Here is a 13,412-nt window from a genome sequence, read left to right as displayed (position 1 = left end):
CTACCGCGGCATGTTCGCGGAGATATTCGTCATCACGATGTCGGACACCGATTGCGCGAACCCGCAGAAGGTGACCTCCAGCATGGCCACCGACAGGATCCGATAGTCGCGGCCGCACCCGCCGGGCCGCAGGTGCAGCGAGGTGGCGTCGGCGTTCCAGTCGCCGACGTAGAGTTGGCCGCTCGAGCCGTTCGCGCAGTCGCCGACGGTGCCGACCAGGGCGCCGAAGGCGCGCCGGGCGGTGTCGGCGTCGCGGTAGGCCGCGGCGCCTTCGGAGATCAGCGCGCCGTCGGGTGGGTCCTGAAACGTCGTCTTGTGGAACGCCTCGAGGTCGCGCCCGAAGGTCGCGGTCTCGGCGTAGATGAACCGGCACTCGCGCGGCGCGGTATCGGCCAGCGCGTCGATGTCCACCGGGCTGGTGCCGTCCATCGACGGGATGATGGTCAGATGATCACCGGCGCCGGTGATCGCGCGCATCCGCGACTGATCCAGCAGGATCGTGTCGACGTCGACGCCCTGTACCACCCTGCGGTTGGCGCCCGATCCCGCCACGGCCGCCCCGTCCACCACCCGGGTGCACGCCGCCACCAGCGCCACCACCGCGCACAACACCGGTGGCCACGCCGATTTCGCCTTCTGCGACACGATTTCGCACCCCTTTGGCGTTGAACCTACCCGCGCCGACCCGCGGCACACAGACCCCTGCCGACCGGCGGGTGGTACGACGTCGAATACGGTTGTCCGGTGAGTGTTTTCACCCATCCCTTTGCCAATGCCAGCGGTGTCGGATCGTGGCCCGGCATCGCCGCGCGCCAGGCCGCCGAAGTCGTCGTAGGTGAACTCGCGGGCGCGCTGGCGCACATCGTCGAGCTGCCGGCGCGCGGAGTGGGTGCCGACATGCTCGGCCGGGCCGGCGCGCTGCTGGTCGACGTGGCCATCGACACGGTGCCGCGCGGCTACCGGCTCGCCGCCAGGCCCGGTGCGGTCACCCGCCGCGCCGTCAGCCTGCTCGACGAGGACATGGACGCGCTGGAGGAGGCCTGGGAGGCCGCCGGCCTGCGCAACGAGGGCCGGGTGGTCAAGGTGCAGGCGCCGGGTCCGATCACGCTGGCCGCCGAGATCGAGCTGTCCAACGGCCACCGGGCGATCACCGACCCCGGGGCGCTGCGCGACCTGACGGCGTCGCTGGCCGAGGGCGTCTCCGCGCATCGCGCGGGACTGGCGCGCCGGCTCGAGGCGGACGTGGTGGTGCAATTCGACGAGCCGTCGCTGCCCAAGGCCCTGGGCGGCGGGCTGAGCGGGGTGACCGCGCTGAGCCCGGTGGCGCCGATCGACGAGGAGGTGGCCGCGGGCCTGCTCGACGCCTGCGCCCGAACGGTGGGCGGTGAGGTGCTGCTGCACTGCTGTGGCCCCGGCCTGCCATGGGACCTGTTGCAGCGCAGCGCCTTTCGAGCTGTGGCGGTCGATGCGGGCGCGCTGGGCGCGGCCGATCTGGACGGTGTCGCCGAGTTCGTGGAGTCCGGCCGCACCGTCGCGCTGGGGGTGGTCGCCGGCAACGCCCCGCCGCGCCGCCCGTCGGCGGAGGAGGTGGCCGCCGCGGTGGTCGCGGTGACCGATCGCCTCGGCTTCGCCCGTTCGGCGCTGCGCGACCGCATCGGCGTCACGCCCGCCTGTGGTCTGGCCGGTGCGACGCCGGAGTGGGCGCGGACCGCGATCGAGCTGGCCCGCAAGGCGGCCGAGATGTTCGCCGAGGATCCCGAAGCCATCGGATAGGCAACCGGAAGGTTGCGCTTCGCCGGGCCCTTCGTCGCCGGGACGTCGGTGACCGCGGCGATCAGCCCGACCGTCGTCGACGGTGAGGTCGCCAAGCGTCAGGAGGCGCACGCCGCGGTGCGCAGCACCTGGCAGATGGTCGCCCTCGAGCCGCGGCGCCGGTTCGACCCAGTTCGACATCGCAGGTCACCAGCGTCATCCCGGTCACTCGGCAGGCGGCCAGCAAGCACCTGCAGCTGCTGGAGTCCGTCGGGCTGGTGACCAGCAGCCGGCGGGGCCGCGAGCGGATCTGGACGGTGCAGACCCAGCCGCTTGCGTCGGCCAGCGACTACCTGAGTCAGCTGTCCCGGCGGTGGGATGCCGCGGTGGATCGGTTGCGGGCCTACGTCGAGGACTGAGTCGAGGACTGAGCGCGCCCGGTTTCACGTCGGTGTCCTCGGATAGCCTGCCAAGGTGAGCGCAGCAGAAGCTGATTCGGTATCGCCCGAGGTTCGCCGGCAGTGGCAGGACCTCGCCGAAGAGGTCCGTGAACACCAATTCCGCTACTACATCAAGGACGCCCCAATCATCTCGGACGCGGACTTCGATGCGATGTTCAACGAGCTTCTCGCGCTCGAGGAGCGCCACCCCGAGCTGCGGGTTGCCGATTCCCCGACCCAGTTGGTCGGCGGGGCGGGTTTTGCCACCGAGTTCGGCGAGGCGCAGCACCTGGAACGGATGCTGAGCCTCGACGATGTCTTCGATCGCGACGAGCTGGTGGCCTGGAGCAACCGCGTCGAGAACGAGGTCGGCAAGGAGCCGTACTACCTGTGCGAACTCAAGATCGACGGGGTCGCCCTGGCGCTGGTGTACCGCGACGGCCGGCTGGAACGCGCCGCGACCCGGGGCGACGGCCGGGTCGGCGAGGACGTGACGCTCAACGCGCGCACCATCGACGACGTCCCCGAGCGGCTTTCCGCCAGCAAGGACTTCCCGATTCCCGCCTTGCTCGAGGTGCGCGGCGAGGCGTTCTTTCTGCTCTCCGATTTCGAGGCGCTCAACGCCAGCCTCGTCGAAGACGGCAAGGCGCCGTTCGCCAACCCGCGCAACAGTGCCGCGGGGTCGCTGCGTCAGAAGAACCCGGCCGTCACCGCCCGGCGCAAGCTGCGGATGATCTGCCACGGCATCGGCCGCACCGAGGGGTTCGCACCAAAGACTCAGCACGAGGCCTACACCGCGCTGAACGCCTGGGGGCTGCCCGTGGCCGAACAGACCGCGCGGGTGCGCGGCCTCGCCGCTGTGGAGGAACGGATCGGCTACTGGGGTGAGCACCGCTACGATCTCGAGCACGAAATCGACGGGGTGGTAGTCAAAGTCGACGACGTCGCGCTGCAACGCCGGCTCGGGACCACCTCCCGCGCGCCGCGCTGGGCCGTCGCCTACAAGTACCCGCCGCAGGAGGCGCAGACCAAGCTGCTCGACATCCGCGTCAACGTCGGGCGCACCGGACGCGTCACCCCGTTCGCCTTCATGACGCCGGTGAAGGTGGCCGGCTCGACGGTGGGGCTGGCCACCCTGCACAACGCCGCCGAGGTGAAACGCAAGGGCGTGCTGATCGGCGACACCGTGATGATCCGCAAGGCCGGCGACGTGATCCCTGAGGTGCTCGGCCCCGTCGTCGACCTGCGCGACGGCTCCGAACGCGAATTCGTCATGCCCACCGCGTGTCCCGAGTGCGGCACCACGCTGGCGCCGGCCAAGGAGGGTGACGCCGACATCCGCTGCCCTAATGCCCGATCGTGTCCGGCGCAGTTGCGGGAGCGGGTGTTTCACGTTGCCGGGCGCGGTGCGTTCGACATCGAGGGGCTCGGTTACGAAGCGGCCACCGCGCTGCTCAAGGCCGAGGTGATCGCCGACGAGGGCGACCTGTTCACGCTCACCGAGGACGACCTGTTGCGGACCGAGCTGTTCCGGACCAAGGCCGGCGCCCTGTCCGCCAACGGCAAACGGCTGCTGGACAACCTGGACAAGGCCAAGACGGTGGCTCTGTGGCGGGTCCTGGTCGCGCTGTCGATCCGGCACGTCGGGCCGACGGCCGCGCGCGCCCTGGCGACCGAGTTCGGCGATCTGGACTCGATCATGTCGGCGTCGACCGAGCGGCTGGCCGCGGTGGAAGGCGTGGGGCCGACGATCGCGGCGGCGCTCACCGAATGGTTCACCGTCGACTGGCATTGCGCCATCGTCGAGAAGTGGCGCGCGGCCGGCGTGCGGATGGCCGACGAGCGCGACACCAGTGTGCAGCGCACGCTGGAGGGGCTGACGGTGGTGGTCACCGGGTCGCTCGCCGGCTTTTCCCGCGACGACGCCAAGGAGGCGATCCTGACGCGCGGGGGAAAGGCCGCCGGCTCGGTGTCGAAGAAGACCGACTACGTGGTGGCCGGCGATTCGCCGGGGTCCAAGTACGACAAGGCGATCGAGCTGGGGGTGCCCGTTCTCGACGAGGACGGCTTCCGAAAACTGCTGGCCGAGGGCCCACCCGAATCTCCGGCGGACTGAACCGATGAGCAGCCGGTACGGTGATTCCACTCGCAGCCTCAATGCCATTGATAATCAGGCTATTTCGGGACAGCCGGTGGCACCGCAGGCGGTGCTCGCAGCCACCTATCATCTGTCCGGCGACGAGAGCGGTGCGCTGGACAGCTACGGCCGCAGCTCCAACCCGACCTGGCGGCAACTGGAGTCCGCACTCGCCGAGCTGGAAGGAGCCGCCGGCGCGCGGGTGTTCGGGTCGGGCATGGCGGCCATCAGCGCGGTGCTGCGCGCGCTGGTGACGTCCGGATCGACGGTGGTGGTGCCGGCCGACGGCTACTACCAGGTGCGCCGCTATGCCCGCGAAGACCTGGCGCCCGGGGGTGTGACGGTCGTCGAGGCGTCGAGTGCGCGGATCTATGACGCCGCCGCGCACGCCGACGTGGTGCTGGCCGAAACGCCAACCAACCCCGCGCTGGACGTGATCGATCTACACAAGTTGGCCACCATCTGCCGGGACCGCAACGCGCGCTTGATTGTCGACAACACCGCCGCGACGCCCCTGGGTCAGCAGCCGCTGTCGTTGGGCGCCGATGCGGTGGTGGCCAGTGCGACCAAGGCCCTGTCGGGTCACGGTGACCTGCTGGCCGGCTACGTCGCCAGCAACCAGCCTGAGTTGCTCGCCGTGGTGGAGCGACACCGGCTGCTCGCGGGTGCGATCCTGGGTGGGTTCGAGGCGTGGCTTCTGTTGCGCAGCATGGCAACTGCGGGATTGCGCTTCGAACGTCAATGCCAGAATGCCCGGGCGGTGGCGAGCATGCTGGCCCGCCACCCGGCGGTGCGGTCGGTGCGCTATCCGGGGTTGGCCGAGGACCCGGCGCACCCGGTGGCCATGGCGCAGATGCGCCGATTCGGAGCGTTGGTTTCGGTCGAATTGTCCGACGCGGCCGCGGTGCAGGCGCTGGTGGAGCGCAGCGAACTGCTGATCGCCTCCACCAGTTTCGGGGGCCTGCACACCTCGGTGGACCGTCGCGCGCGCTGGGGAGATCCGGTCGCCGACGGATTCGCGCGCGTCTCACTGGGTATCGAGGACACTGACGACCTGCTCGCCGACATCGAACGCGCGCTGATGCCCTCCCGCTGACGCGACATTCGTCGGGCTCGACCGCACGGAAATTGGTCCGCATCGGCCGAGCGGCTCTATCGTTGGCTCTATGACCCAGACGGCCGACCGGCGCGAGCACGCGTCGCCGTGGTCGCCGCGCGAGGCCGAAATCTTGGCCGTGACCCTGGGGCTGCTGCAGGAACACGGCTATGACCAGCTGACGGTGGACGCGGTGGCCAACGCCGCCCGCGCCAGCAAGGCCACGGTGTACCGGCGCTGGCCCTCCAAAGCCGAACTGGTGCTGGCCGCCTTCATCGAAGGCGTCCGCCACGTGGCCGTCCCGCCGAACACCGGCACGTTGCGCGGCGACCTGCTGAGCCTGGGGGAGACGATCTGCCAGGAGGGCGGACGGCACGCCAGCACCATCCGCGCGGTGATGGTGGAGGTGTCGCGCCACCCCGCACTGAACGAGGCCATGCAGCACCAGTTCCTGGACCGGCGCAAGGCCATGATCCAGCACGTGCTGCATCAGGCCGTCGATCGGGGCGAGATCAGCGAAGGCGCCCTCACCGATGAGCTTTGGGATCTGTTGCCCGGCTACCTCATCTTCCGGTGCATCGTCCCCGACCGGCCGCCCACCCGTCGCACCGTGCAAGCGCTTGTCGATGGGTTCATCATTCCGGGCCTGACCAAGAACACCGGATGACGGCGCAGTCATGTCCGCGCTGGGCCTCGAAGGCAACCCAGGCGCCCGCGTACCTCTGGTACAGTACGGTCCCGTACCGTACTGTAGTGGCTGTCGATCATGCTTATGTGTTTTGGCGGTCGCGCTCGCCCCGAACGTGACCCTGTCGCCTGATCTTCGAAAGGCTAACGGGTGAAAGGCTTTTCGATAACCTCCCTGATCAGGCGGTGGTGGACGGTGCTGGTGGTCATCGTGGTGGCGGCTGTCGCGGGGTTCTGCGTGTATCGACTGCACGGGATTTTCGGCTCTCACAACAACACGTCGGCCGCCGGCGGCATCTCGGAGCAGACCGAACCGTTCAATCCCAAGCACATCACCCTGGAGGTCTTCGGCGACCCGGGAGCGGTGGCGACCATCAATTATGTGGACATCAATGTGCAGCCGCGGCAAGTGTTGGACGCTTCCCTGCCGTGGTCGTTGACCATGGTGACGACACAGCCCGGAGCGTTCAGCAATCTTGTGGCGCAGGGCAATAGCGATTCCCTTGGCTGTCGCATCACGGTGGATGGTGAGGTCAAGGATGAAAGGATCGTCAACCAAGTGAGCGCCTACACCTTTTGCCTGGTGAAGTCGGCATGAGCCAGGATCACGCGCCGAGGTCCGCTGTGGCGCACAACATCCGCCGTTTTTCGGTGCCGATCCTGCTGTTGTGGATAGCTCTGGCCGCCATCTCGAACATCGCCCTACCGAATTTGGAGGACGTGGCCAAAGCGCACAACGTATCCCTGAATACCCCTGACGCACCGTCTTTTCAGGCGATGCGGCACATCGGAAAGGTATTTCACGAATTCGATTCCGACAGTGCGGCCATGATCGTCTTGGAAGGTGATAAGCCGCTGGGTGATGATGCCCACCGGTTTTACGACGATTTGGTTCGTAAGCTCGAGCGCGACCACAAGCATGTGGAGCATGTCCAGGATTTCTGGGGGGATCCGCTGACCGCGGCGGGGTCACAGAGCAAGGATGGCAAGGCCGCCTACGTTCAGGTGTATCTCGTCGGCAATCAGGGCGACGCGATGGCGAACGAGTCCGTCGACGCAGTCCGCCAGATCGTGGCCCATACGCCCGCACCGCCAGGGGTGAAGGCGTATGTGACCGGCGCGGCGCCGCTGGTCACGGATCAGTTCGAGGTGGGCAGCAAAGGCATCTTCAAGGTCACCGTGATCACGGTGCTGGTGATCTTGGGGATGCTGTTGTGGGTGTACCGTTCCGTCACGGCGGTCTTTGTGCTGGTCACGGTGATCGTTGAAATGGCCGCGGCGAGGGGTGTCGTCGCGTTTCTGGGAAACGCCGGCTTGATCGGGCTGTCGACGTACGCGACGAATCTGCTCACGCTGCTGGTCATCGCCGCCGGCACCGATTACGCGATCTTTTTCGTCGGCCGCTACCACGAGGCGCGGCTCGACGGGCAGGACCGCGAAACCGCCTTCCACACCATGTATCGCAGTACCACCCATGTGGTCTTGGGTTCAGGGTTGACCGTGGCCGGCGCGGTACTCTGCCTGCGCTTCACCAGGCTGAATTATTTCCAAAGTCTGGGCATTCCCGCCGCAATAGGCATCGGGGTCGCATTACTGGCTGCGCTCACCCTGGCCCCCGCCCTGATTACTGTCGGCAGTCTTTTCGGGCTGTTCGACCCCAAGCGCCAGCTGGCGACTCGGGGTTGGCGCCGCATCGGCACCGCGATCGTGCGCTGGCCCGGGCCCGTGCTGGTGGTGGCCACCGGGGTCGCCCTCATCGGCCTGCTCGCCTTGCCCGGATACAAGACGAGTTATGACGCTCGCACTTACATGCCGGCCAGCGCCCCGGCCAATACCGGGTATGCCGCCGCGGAACGGCATTTCTCGCAGGCCCGCCTCAATCCCGAACTGCTGATGATCGAAACCGATCACGACATGCGCAACCCGGCCGACATGATCAACTTGGAAAGGGTGGCAAAAGCTATCGCACACCTGCCCGGCATCGCCCAGGTCCAATCGATGACCAGGCCATTGGGAACCCCGATCGAGCACACCTCATTGGCTTTTCAGATCAGCGCGGGCAGCATCGGCAACATCGAGAACCTGCACTATCAGAAAGAGCGGGCGCAGGATTTGCTGAAGCAGGCCGACAATCTGAAAGATACGATCGGCATTCTGAACCAGCAATACGGCCTGCAGAAGCAGCTCGCCGCCTCCACCCACGACGAGACCCAAAGCTTTCACGACACGATCGCGATCATCAACGATCTGCGGGACAAGATCGCCAATTTCGACGATTTCTTCAGGCCCGTTCGCAGTTATTTCTATTGGGAGAAGCACTGTTTCGACATTCCGGCCTGCTTTGCGTTCCGATCCGTCTTCGACGCGCTCGACGGCATCGACGAACTCAGCGCGCAGTTTGAGAAGCTCACCGCGAGCTTGGACAAGCTGGATGCCGGCCAGCAGAAGCTGGTGACCCTGCTGCCACCCCAGATCGCCGATCAGGAGAAAAATCTGGGCCTCACGCTGTCCAACTACGCCACAAACTTCGGGATCAATGCTCAGACGCGGGCTAATACCGACACCGCGACGGCCCTTGGACAGGCTTATGACGCCGCCAAGAATGACGACTCCTTCTACCTGCCGCCCGAGGCTTTCAACAACCCCGAATTCAAAAGGGGACTGAAGATGTTCCTCTCGCCGGACGGCAAGGCGGCACGCATGATCATCTCCCATGAGGGTGATCCCGCCACCCCCGAAGGTATCGCGCACATCGAGCCGATCAGAGAAGCGGCCAAACAAGCCGTGAAGAATACACCCCTCGGCGATTCCAACATTTATCTCGCCGGCACCGCCGCGACGTATAAGGACATAGCAGACGGCGCCAAATACGATCTCATGATCGCCGGAATTGCCGCCCTGAGCCTGATTCTGCTCATCATGGTGATCATCACCCGAAGCCTGGTCGCCGCGATCGTCATCGTGGGCACCGTCGCGCTTTCGCTGGGCGCCTCTTTTGGGCTTTCCGTGCTGGTCTGGCAATACATTCTGGGCATCAAGCTGTACTGGATTTGCTTGGCGCTGTCCGTCATCATCCTTTTGGCGGTGGGATCCGACTACAACTTGTTGCTGATCTCCCGGTTCAAGGAAGAAATTCACGCCGGGTTGAATACGGGCATCATTCGCGCCATGGCCGGCAGCGGGGCGGTGGTGACCTCCGCCGGCCTGGTGTTCGCATTCACCATGGCGTCCTTCGGGTTCGCCTCGTTGCTGGTGCTGGGTCAAATCGGGACCACGATCGCCCTGGGGCTGCTGTTCGACACGCTGATCGTGCGTTCCTTCATGACGCCGTCCGTCGCCGCGCTACTCGGGCGGTGGTTCTGGTGGCCACAACGCGTGCGCCCCCGCCCGGCCAGCACCATGCTTCGCCCGTACGGGCCGCGCCCCGCGGTCCGCCAACTGCTGCTATGGGAAGACGGAGACCCGGCGGTAATGCCCGGATCACCGTCACGCGATCACACCCGTGTGTGACGGGAAGCCGGGCAGGCGAACGTTGCCGGACAAACGCCGCCGTCGCCGCGTGCCACTCACTGGCGGTGCTCCGGTGCCACGCGGTGTTGTCCCACAAAGGAGTGAATGAAGTTGGGGCTGTTTGGTTATCTGGCGGTGCTCGCCGGGGTGGCCGAATTGGTGTTCGCCACCTTTGTCTTCATTTATGTAACACGGCTCCTGAAGCGACCGCGCACCCCGGTAAGCGAAGAAGTCGGGAGTGCAAAGAAGGTTTTGGATAAAGTGCGCAAAGGAGAGCCGATGTCGGAGGAGGAATTGGATTTCGCGGCGCAGATCATCGCTGATCGTAGATCCTTGATGGCTTACTCGATCCCGGCCGCCGTTTTCACCATCGGATGCTTTTATTTCTTCAGCATTCTTGAACTGCATGGGACCACCTCCCTTCGAATGTATATCGGGTTGGGCCCTATGTTGGGATCCATAAACCTCACCCTTCAGCTGCTCAGAATTGCTGCCTTGAAAGGGCGTCTGCCAAGCACCGCATGACACGGTTGGCGCGGCCGCGGCCCGGGGGTTTCCAGCTGCGGGGTTTACAGCCGTTGGATGGTTGTGGCCGGCTCAGGCAAGCTGGAAGGTGATACCCCGACAAAGGCAACGAGACAGCGGATGGCCCCTGAAGACGACGGCGACAATGCGGACGAAACCAGTGCCGAAATCACGGCAGCGTTGTCGGACCGCGCCGTTGATGAGCTGGACGAGCTAACTCGGACCAGCGCTCCAGACGTGGACTTGGGGGTCGAAGGAGCGCCCCGCGGCTCGGCCCTGTTGATCGTCAAGCGCGGCCCCAGCGCTGGGGCTCGGTTCCTGCTGGATCGCGACTTCACGTCCGCCGGCCGCCATCCCGACAGCGATATCTTCCTCGACGACATCACGGTCAGTCGACGCCACGCCGAGTTTCGGCGTGAGCACGGCGAATTCCGCGTAGACGATGCCGGCAGTCTCAATGGCACCTACGTCAACCGGCAAGTTGTGGATTCGGCCGTGCTGGCTAACCACGACGAGATCCAGATCGGCAGATTTCGTCTGGTGTTCTTAACCCCACCCATAACGGACTGACAGCGCCGACCCCAACCAAAGCTATTGCGCCCGAGCATGTCTCGAGCGAGTCACCGCTGGATCAGCGCAGCATGGTGGCGACGATCCCGGCGAGGTACCCCAGCCGTGCGACCTCCGAGGGCCGGAATTCGGGGCCGGGACGGCCGAGCACCACCGCGGTGTGCGGGTCGCCCAAAGGCGCCGCGACCATTGTCACGTCCATATCGCGCCACGCCTTGGGCACCCACTCGGCGCTGCTGTCCAACGTCACGGCCCGCTCGATCGGCAGCCAGGGGGCCGAGTCGGCTTTGGTCTCCGGGGCGCCCGGACTGCCGGCCAGGCGCTGTAGCTCGCCGCCCGCGCTGCGCAGCACCGTGCACCAACTGACGCGCAGCACCTTGGGCGCCCCGTTGGCGAGAACCTGCAGTCGCGCCGCCTTGCCGTCGGCCGCGGCGACGTGGTCGAGGAGCTCGAGCTCGCGGTGTGCCTCCAGGAGACCGGTGTGCGGGCGCACGCTGTCCACCCGGACACCGGACAGGGACTCGGCGGCGGTGATCAGCGTGTCCGGCATGGCCCCGGGTGGCAGTTCGATCACCAGGTCGTCGGTCGCGTAACCCGCGCTGCGGTCCACGACGTCGAGCGACAAGATGTCGGCTCCCACCGAACCGAGCGCGACGGCCAGCGACCCCAGGCTGCCTGGCCGGTCGACCAGCTCGATGCGCAACAGATAGGAGGGCACGGCCAACACTGTCGCACAGGGATCTGTCGACGGCATTTCGGATCGACCCGGCGGCGCGACGGCCAACGGCGTGTAGCGGCCCGCACCTTCGCGGCTAGGCTTTCCAGTCGTGTCCCAGATCTCCCGCGACGAGGTAGCGCACCTGGCCCGGCTGTCCCGGCTGGCGCTGACCGACAGCGAACTCGACAGCTTCGCCGGCCAACTCGGCGCCATCCTGACCCACGTCAGCCAGGTGCAGGCGGTCGATGTCACCGGCGTCGAAGCGACCGACAACCCGCTCAAGGACGTCAACGTCACCCGGCCGGACGAGTCGACACCGTGCCTGACCCAGGCCGAGGCGCTGGCCGAGGCGCCCGCCGCCGTCGATGGCCGCTTCGCGGTCCCGCAGATCCTGGGGGACGGCGAGTGAACGAGATCATCCGGTCCGACGCCGCCACGCTGGCCGCCCGGATCGCCGCCAAAGAGCTGTCGTCGGTCGAGGTCACCCAGGCGTGCCTGGACCAGATCCAGGCGACCGACGACCGCTACCACGCCTTCCTGCACGTGGCGGCCGACGAGGCGCTTGCGGCGGCAGCCGCCGTGGACAAGCAGATCGACGACGCGGTGGCCGCCGGGGAGCGGCTGCCGTCGCCGCTGGCGGGGGTCCCGTTGGCGCTCAAGGACGTCTTCACCACGGTCGACATGCCCACCACCTGCGGGTCCAAGATCCTGGAGGGCTGGCGTTCCCCGTACGACGCCACCGTCACCTCGCGGCTGCGCGCCGCCGGAATCCCGATCCTGGGCAAGACCAACATGGACGAGTTCGCGATGGGCAGCTCGACCGAGAACTCGGCCTACGGCCCCACCCGCAACCCGTGGGACGTCGACCGGGTGCCCGGCGGCTCCGGGGGCGGCAGCGCGGCGGCGCTGGCCGCGTTCCAGGCGCCGCTGGCGATCGGGTCCGACACCGGTGGCTCCATCCGCCAGCCCGCCGCACTCACCTCGACCGTTGGCGTCAAACCCACCTACGGCACGGTGTCGCGCTACGGCCTGGTGGCGTGCGCGTCGTCGCTGGATCAGGGCGGCCCGTGCGCGCGCACGGTGCTGGACACCGCGCTGTTGCATCACGTGATCGCCGGGCACGACACCCTGGACTCCACGTCGGTGAAGGCAGCGGTGCCCGACGTCGTCGCCGCCGCGAAGGCCGGGGCGACCGGTGACCTCAAGGGTGTGCGCGTCGGAGTGGTCAAGCAGCTGCGCGGCGAGGGCTACCAGCCCGGGGTGCTGAGCGCGTTCGAGGCCGCCGTCGAGCAACTGACCGCCCTGGGCGCCGAGGTGAGCGAGGTCGACTGCCCGCACTTCGAGTACGCGCTGGCCGCCTACTACCTGATCCTGCCGTCGGAGGTGTCGAGCAACCTGGCCCGCTTCGACGCGATGCGCTACGGGCTGCGGGTCGGCGACGACGGCAGCCACAGCGCAGAGGAAGTGATGGCGATGACGCGCGCCGCCGGCTTCGGGCCGGAGGTCAAGCGGCGCATCATGATCGGCACCTACGCGCTGTCGGCCGGTTATTACGACGCGTATTACAACCAGGCCCAGAAGGTGCGCACCCTGATCGCCCGCGACCTGGACGAGGCCTATCGCTCGGTGGACGTGGTGGTGTCGCCCGCGACCCCGACCACGGCGTTCCGGCTGGGCGAGAAGGTCGACGATCCGCTGGCGATGTATCTGTTCGACCTGTGCACGCTGCCGCTGAATCTGGCCGGGCACTGCGGCATGTCGGTGCCGGCCGGTCTGTCGCCGGACGACGACCTGCCGGTCGGGCTGCAGATCATGGCGCCCGCACTGGCCGATGACCGGCTGTATCGGGTCGGCGCCGCCTACGAGGCGGCCCGCGGATCCCTGCCGTCGGCGATCTAGGTGTACTGCCCAGGCAGGTTGATCAATCGCGTGATGGGTGGGACCTTGCCTATCGCTGAGTGTTGCCGGTGGTGATTG

12 protein-coding genes and 1 pseudogene are annotated in these 13,412 nt (G+C 67.0%); 11 read left to right on the top strand and 2 right to left on the bottom strand.

The window, feature by feature from the left end:
• Positions 1–645: a sensor domain-containing protein gene (locus B8W69_RS12165; protein WP_181447379.1), complete on the bottom strand. Its 645-nt coding sequence runs from the start codon at positions 643–645 to the stop codon at positions 1–3.
• Positions 646–744: 99 nt separating this feature from the next.
• On the opposite strand from B8W69_RS12165, the gene B8W69_RS12160 reads away from it, so the two are divergent.
• The 9 genes and pseudogenes from B8W69_RS12160 to B8W69_RS12115 all read left to right on the top strand — a co-directional run bounded on the left by B8W69_RS12160 (position 745) and on the right by B8W69_RS12115 (position 10,717).
• Positions 745–1,773 carry a uroporphyrinogen decarboxylase/cobalamine-independent methonine synthase family protein gene (locus B8W69_RS12160; protein ID WP_085290069.1) on the top strand — a complete coding sequence of 343 codons (1,029 nt, stop codon included), beginning with the start codon at positions 745–747 and terminating at the stop codon, positions 1,771–1,773.
• A 167-nt stretch (positions 1,774–1,940) separates the two neighbouring features.
• Positions 1,941–2,171 (top strand): annotated as a pseudogene (locus tag B8W69_RS12150) (ArsR/SmtB family transcription factor); the annotation flags it as partial.
• 55 nt (positions 2,172–2,226) lie between these two features.
• The gene (gene ligA / locus B8W69_RS12145; protein ID WP_085290067.1) at positions 2,227–4,308 is read left to right on the top strand and encodes an NAD-dependent DNA ligase LigA; all 2,082 of its coding nucleotides are present in this window, start codon (positions 2,227–2,229) and stop codon (positions 4,306–4,308) included.
• A gap of 4 nt (positions 4,309–4,312) precedes the next feature.
• Complete coding sequence (locus tag B8W69_RS12140) at positions 4,313–5,425, top strand: cystathionine gamma-lyase (protein ID WP_085290066.1); 1,113 nt, start codon at positions 4,313–4,315, stop codon at positions 5,423–5,425.
• A gap of 58 nt (positions 5,426–5,483) precedes the next feature.
• Positions 5,484–6,092 (top strand): TetR/AcrR family transcriptional regulator, encoded by a 609-nt coding sequence (locus B8W69_RS12135; RefSeq protein ID WP_110881910.1) that lies wholly within the window; start codon positions 5,484–5,486, stop codon positions 6,090–6,092.
• A gap of 171 nt (positions 6,093–6,263) precedes the next feature.
• Positions 6,264–6,710, top strand: a complete 447-nt coding sequence (locus B8W69_RS12130) for an MmpS family transport accessory protein (protein ID WP_085290064.1) — start codon at positions 6,264–6,266, stop codon at positions 6,708–6,710.
• A complete protein-coding gene (locus B8W69_RS12125) occupies positions 6,707–9,622 on the top strand; it encodes an MMPL/RND family transporter (protein ID WP_085290063.1) in 2,916 nt (971 codons plus the stop codon). Before B8W69_RS12130 ends, B8W69_RS12125 begins: the two co-directional genes overlap by 4 nt.
• Positions 9,623–9,733: 111 nt before the next feature.
• A complete protein-coding gene (locus B8W69_RS12120) occupies positions 9,734–10,147 on the top strand; it encodes a hypothetical protein (protein ID WP_085290206.1) in 414 nt (137 codons plus the stop codon).
• Between the two features lie 120 nt (positions 10,148–10,267).
• A complete protein-coding gene (locus tag B8W69_RS12115) occupies positions 10,268–10,717 on the top strand; it encodes an FHA domain-containing protein (RefSeq protein ID WP_085290062.1) in 450 nt (149 codons plus the stop codon).
• Positions 10,718–10,778: 61 nt separating this feature from the next.
• Here the strand turns inward: B8W69_RS12115 and B8W69_RS12110 are convergent, their stop codons facing one another.
• Positions 10,779–11,435 (bottom strand): ACT domain-containing protein, encoded by a 657-nt coding sequence (locus B8W69_RS12110; protein WP_110881915.1) that lies wholly within the window; start codon positions 11,433–11,435, stop codon positions 10,779–10,781.
• Positions 11,436–11,544: 109 nt separating this feature from the next.
• Here B8W69_RS12110 and gatC point away from each other — a divergent pair, with 109 nt between their 5' ends.
• Positions 11,545–11,844: an Asp-tRNA(Asn)/Glu-tRNA(Gln) amidotransferase subunit GatC gene (gene gatC / locus B8W69_RS12105; protein ID WP_085290060.1), complete on the top strand. Its 300-nt coding sequence runs from the start codon at positions 11,545–11,547 to the stop codon at positions 11,842–11,844.
• On the top strand, positions 11,841–13,334 hold the full coding sequence (gatA, locus tag B8W69_RS12100) for an Asp-tRNA(Asn)/Glu-tRNA(Gln) amidotransferase subunit GatA (RefSeq protein ID WP_085290059.1): 1,494 nt from the start codon (positions 11,841–11,843) through the stop codon (positions 13,332–13,334). The genes gatC and gatA overlap by 4 nt, the downstream gene beginning before the upstream one ends.
• Positions 13,335–13,412 lie beyond the last annotated feature (78 nt).

It is taken from the genome of Mycolicibacterium vulneris, assembly GCF_002104765.1.
In the GTDB taxonomy this organism is placed as follows: domain Bacteria; phylum Actinomycetota; class Actinomycetes; order Mycobacteriales; family Mycobacteriaceae; genus Mycobacterium; species Mycobacterium vulneris.
Note: the sequence above shows the minus strand (reverse complement) of the source record. Positions and strands in the feature narration are given on the sequence as shown.